The 4,423-nt window shown below is 57.0% G+C and carries 6 protein-coding genes; 1 reads left to right on the top strand and 5 read right to left on the bottom strand.

Going from position 1 to position 4,423, the window contains the following annotated elements:
* From E1297_RS50450 to E1297_RS26430, 4 genes are all read right to left on the bottom strand, one after another.
* Positions 1-79 (bottom strand): DUF6505 family protein (locus E1297_RS50450; protein ID WP_244327897.1); only part of this gene is annotated, 79 nt, incomplete at its 3' end.
* Between the two features lie 35 nt (positions 80-114).
* Positions 115-813 carry a biotin/lipoate--protein ligase family protein gene (locus E1297_RS26440; protein WP_155143550.1) on the bottom strand — a complete coding sequence of 233 codons (699 nt, stop codon included), beginning with the start codon at positions 811-813 and terminating at the stop codon, positions 115-117.
* On the bottom strand, positions 810-1,871 hold the full coding sequence (locus E1297_RS26435; RefSeq protein ID WP_155143548.1) for an Mrp/NBP35 family ATP-binding protein: 1,062 nt from the start codon (positions 1,869-1,871) through the stop codon (positions 810-812). Before E1297_RS26435 ends, E1297_RS26440 begins: the two co-directional genes overlap by 4 nt.
* A complete protein-coding gene (locus tag E1297_RS26430; protein WP_155143546.1) occupies positions 1,868-2,065 on the bottom strand; it encodes a DUF6494 family protein in 198 nt (65 codons plus the stop codon). The genes E1297_RS26435 and E1297_RS26430 overlap by 4 nt, the downstream gene beginning before the upstream one ends.
* A gap of 64 nt (positions 2,066-2,129) precedes the next feature.
* Here E1297_RS26430 and E1297_RS26425 point away from each other — a divergent pair, with 64 nt between their 5' ends.
* Entirely contained in the window at positions 2,130-2,858 is a 729-nt protein-coding gene (locus E1297_RS26425) for a cytochrome c (RefSeq protein ID WP_155143543.1), read from the top strand.
* On the opposite strand, the gene E1297_RS26420 is transcribed toward E1297_RS26425, so the two are convergent.
* On the bottom strand, positions 2,852-4,423 hold a 1,572-nt coding region (locus tag E1297_RS26420), incomplete at its 5' end, for a 4Fe-4S binding protein (protein WP_155143565.1). The genes E1297_RS26425 and E1297_RS26420 overlap by 7 nt on opposite strands.

The following is a 4,423-nucleotide window of genomic DNA, read 5'->3' as shown; positions in this document are numbered from 1 at the left end:
CTTCGCCCCAGTTTGAAAACTCAAATCCCCCGGATATGCACCACTCACCGGTTCTTGCCGGAGAGTGAAAGACATTCATGTCGCTTTCATCAAAGTGGATTGCACGGGCCAGTTTCATCGGGTGGTCTCCAACAATTGCGTCAGCGGGCGCAGATGCGTATCGGCACCATCACGGATCAACATTCCAAACCGCTCATCCGTGCCGAGAAACACACCCTGATCTCCTAACGGCTCACCTACCCCGCGCAGCAAGCCCATCCATTCACTGTGCAAGGGGGCATTCCCCTCGTCCTGCCAGCGATTGAGCCATGTCAGCATATGGCGTGACCAGCTTTCGACAAGCTGTGTCGGCGAAACATCTGCACAGCCTTCGTCATAGAGCGCGGTAACATCCGGATTATCACCGGGTGCATCGCCGGTTTGCAGCAAGGCAAGTTCCCATCCAACCACCAGCCAATCCGGTATGGCACTTGTATCAGTAGTCGAGGCAGAGGTTTGAAACTGACCGCATTTCGCACCGTTCACACAGATTAGTCCGTCCCACCCAAGATGCACCGCCACCTCAGGCGGGGCCAACGCGCCCAGCGCGTTCTGGAAACCAATCGCACATAGCGGAAGCATTGCCATCGCGTCCTGCAGCGAAACCTCGGGCGCGAAAACGATCGCCACGCGCAAACGGTCTGCCTGAATGTTATAGACTACGCTGCCAGCATCGCAGCCCAGTGCTGCCATGGCCTGAGCGCGTTCAAACGGGTCTTCCCCACCCTGCACAGGATGGCCCGTCAGCAAGGGGGGAAAGACCGGTTCGCTCATGCGTTACCTTTGGCAATCAGGTCACGAGCGATACGCCGGAACGCCTCTGCCTGAGGACTGTCAGGTTTGCTGACCACGATGGGCGCACCCCCATCAGCCGCCACCCGGATATCCAGATGCAAAGGAATCTCACCAAGCAGAGGCACATCCAATGCTGCCGCTTCGTTAGCAACACCACCATGACCAAACACATGTTCCTCGTGCCCGCAGTTCGAGCAGATGTGGGTGGACATGTTTTCGATCATTCCGACAATCGGCGTCTTGAGCTGCCGGAACATGTCGATCCCCTTACGCGCGTCAATCAGCGCAACGTCCTGAGGTGTCGACACGACGATGGCACCGTCCACCTTGAACTTCTGGCTCAAGGTCAGCTGTACATCACCTGTTCCGGGTGGAAGGTCGACGATCAGCACATCCAGCGCGCCCCATTGCACCTGACTCATCATCTGCTGCAAGGCCCCCATCAACATCGGTCCACGCCAGACAACCGCCTGTCCTTCGTTCGTCATCAGCCCCATCGACATCATTGTGACGCCGTGATTACGCAGAGGCAGGATTGTCTTTCCGTCGGGGCTGGCCGGACGACCGGAAACACCCAGCATTCGAGGTTGTGACGGGCCGTAAACATCCGCGTCCAGCAATCCAACCCGACGGCCTTCGGCTGCCAATGCACAGGCCAGGTTCGCCGACACGGTCGATTTACCCACGCCGCCTTTGCCCGAAGCGACAGCGATGATCCGGTCCACACCCGGTACGGCCTGAGGGCCGGTCTGCGAGGGTTTCGGTTTGGGTTTCAGATCTGGTGGCGCCTTATCCGAATGCGCTGTCAGCATTGCAGACACTTTGGACACGCCTTCGACCATCTGCGCAGCTTTTTCTGCGGTGGCCCTTACCGGCTCCATCTTGTCTGCCTGCTTCGGATCAATCTCCAGCACGAAACGCACAGTGTCGTTTTCAACATTCAGCGCACGTACGATACCGGCGCTGACAATGTCCTGACCGGAAACCGGGTCTGTGATCTTTTTCAGGTTCGCGAGAACCGCGTCGCGAATGCTCATGCGTCGCCGTCCTTGATCTGACCTGTCACCACATGCTCGACCTCCAGCCCATCGATGGTCAGAACCATCTTGGCCTCAAAGCTCTTGCCCGCGGGGCTTCCCGCCTTACGCAAGCCTTCCTCAATCGCCTGCTGGCTGGTCACACCAACCTGCTTGAGGAATTTGCGCATCGACATATTGTAATCGCCGCTCATCGCATGGGTCTCCGTCTCATTCAGTTCATTTGACGCATTTAGCCGATCACCGTTAGGTTAGGCCATGCGCTGTGTGTTGTTGTGCCTGAGCCTGACGCTCTACGCCAGTCCCTCTTGGTCGCAGGAGGAACTTGGCCTTGCAGCGCCGGATGAGGTACAGCAATCCGGTCTCCTCAAACATATTCTCCCACGCTTCTCACTCAAGACCGGGATCCGCGTTGTTGCAGCAGAAACCGGCGAAATGGAGCTGGCGGTCGGCCCCCCGGGTGATCCGGTGTTTGAACGCGACGCTATCATCTACCACCTGCGTATCGAAGACGACGCACGACAACTTAGGTTTCGCGACTGGCTGCTTTCTGACATCGGTAAACGGACCGTCGAGAGTTTTGCCCCAGCAGATGGTCTCCCCTTCAGTGCTAGTTTCGAGATTGCCGCCATGGAAGAGGAGATCGAGATCGACGGCGATGCCGCCCTTGGAGAGGAGCTGTCTCTGACCCATTGCGGGCGATGTCATGTCATAGGCCCTCAGAACCGCATGAATGGATTGGGCTCGACCCCGTCCTTTGCGGTCTTGCGCGCGATGCCGGACTGGTCCGAACGGTTCGAGGCGTTCTATGTGCTTAACCCGCATCCCGCCTTTACTCAGATCGAAGGCATTACGCCTCCGTTTGATCCTCAGCGCCCATCGCCCATCTTCCCTCTGGCAATCACTCAAGAAGAGCTTGAAGCCATTCTTGCCTTTGTCGCCGTAGTATCTGCTGCTGATCTGGGCGCCCCCCTTCAACTTCAGTGATCCCTGCGCTTACCGAAATAGTCGTCCGTGGTCACAACCTTTGGTTTGGGATTTGATGTGAACGGGTTGTCCTGACTGTGGAACTGCGCCTGAATCCGGCAGTCATCGCACATCTGGATCATTCTAGCCTGCTCGGATGTCGCAAACCTTGGATGCGTACCCGAAAGCTTCTCCATGATCCGTTCAACGGTGGACTTTACGCCGAACAAAGCCCCGCATTCGACGCAGGCAAAGGGTTCTTCCTCGTTCAGTACCTTCTGAGATAGCGCGTCGTCGCTCAGGTTCAGTTGTGGCACCAGCGTGATCGCGTTTTCCGGACAGATGGTCCGGCACAACCCGCATTGCAGGCAAGCATCTTCCTGAAAATTGAGCTGTGGCATATCGGGATTATCGATCAGAGCCCCTGACGGGCAGAGCGAAACACAACTAAGACAAAGGGTACAGGCATCTGTGTCGACGGCGATTGCGCCATACGGAGCGTTTTCTGGCAGTGTCAGCGGCTCCGCTGCTTCGGGGTTCAACGCCTGCGCCGCAAGGCGAGAGATTTGACGACGATTACCCAAAGGCAATACGGCGTCCTGCAACGGCGCTGGCACATTCTGCGTATAGAGAAGTTGCGTCAGGGCATCCGGATCCGCCTCATCAATCAGACCAAGACCTTCCTGCCCCCCTATAGCCTGTGCAAGAATAAGCTCGCGCTCCAAAGCATCTCGCTCCGTTTTAGGTGACATCAGTACATCGACCCGCGCAAAGCCATGGGCGAGCCCGGCCAGCATCTCGGCATGTCCAAACCCGGAAACTACTCCCAATTCCAGAGGAATGACATCAGCGGGCAAACCACGACCAAAACGAGCGGCCATACGGATCATCTGAGCGCCATGATCATCATGCACCAAAAGCCTGGGCGCCTGCCCACCCGCCCGGCGATAGGTTCGGGCCAGAATGTGCATCCTTGAGAGCAGAGCAGAAACTGGCGGATCTTCATACGTGATCGCTGTTGACGGACACAGCGCTGCACATTCTCCGCAGCCCGCACAAATCATCGGATCAATTTCAACATGCTCTCCTGCAGGTGTGATTGCTCCGGTTGGACAGATATCCAGACAATTCGAACATCCCACCTGTTCGGCTCGCGAATGTGCGCACAGAGTCTCTTCGACACGAACATAAAGAGGCTTTTCAAAAGTCCCGACCAATTGGGCCGCATCGAATGCCAAAGCCGCGATCGCGACCGCATCTCGCGGTTCAACCCTTAGATATCCCTCTCGCTTGTCGGGCGCAGTAACCAGGGGCGTGCCACCTGTTAGATCAATAACAATATCACAACGCGAAACGGCACCATCACGTGATCCGCTCCACCCAAATCCACCGCGACCGCCAGGCTCAAGCTGCTGCAGATTGTCTATACGCAGGCTAAAGCCGCCCAGCGCACCACTGAGTGAATTTATCTGCCCACGCACAACATCATAGTCCCGGCTCATTGGTTCGGTGTCATCTGTGGCAAGAACAGTTACTGCAAGCACCGCAGACAGGCGCTGAGCCAGATCAAACGCCACATCGCCAGA

The organism is Roseibium sp. RKSG952 (assembly GCF_009711355.1).
The sequence above is the reverse complement of the archived record's forward strand: the minus strand, read 5'-3'. Positions and strand labels throughout refer to the sequence as shown.

What these genes read in the sequence shown, in the direction of transcription:
- E1297_RS26440 (WP_155143550.1), bottom strand. Translation starts at nt 813, where the DNA reads ATGAGCGAACCGGTCTTTCCCCCCTTGCTGACGGGCCATCCTGTGCAG.
- E1297_RS26430 (WP_155143546.1), bottom strand. Translation starts at nt 2,065, where the DNA reads ATGAGCGGCGATTACAATATGTCGATGCGCAAATTCCTCAAGCAGGTT.
- E1297_RS26435 (WP_155143548.1), bottom strand. Translation starts at nt 1,871, where the DNA reads ATGAGCATTCGCGACGCGGTTCTCGCGAACCTGAAAAAGATCACAGAC.
- E1297_RS26425 (WP_155143543.1), top strand. Translation starts at nt 2,130, where the DNA reads ATGCGCTGTGTGTTGTTGTGCCTGAGCCTGACGCTCTACGCCAGTCCC.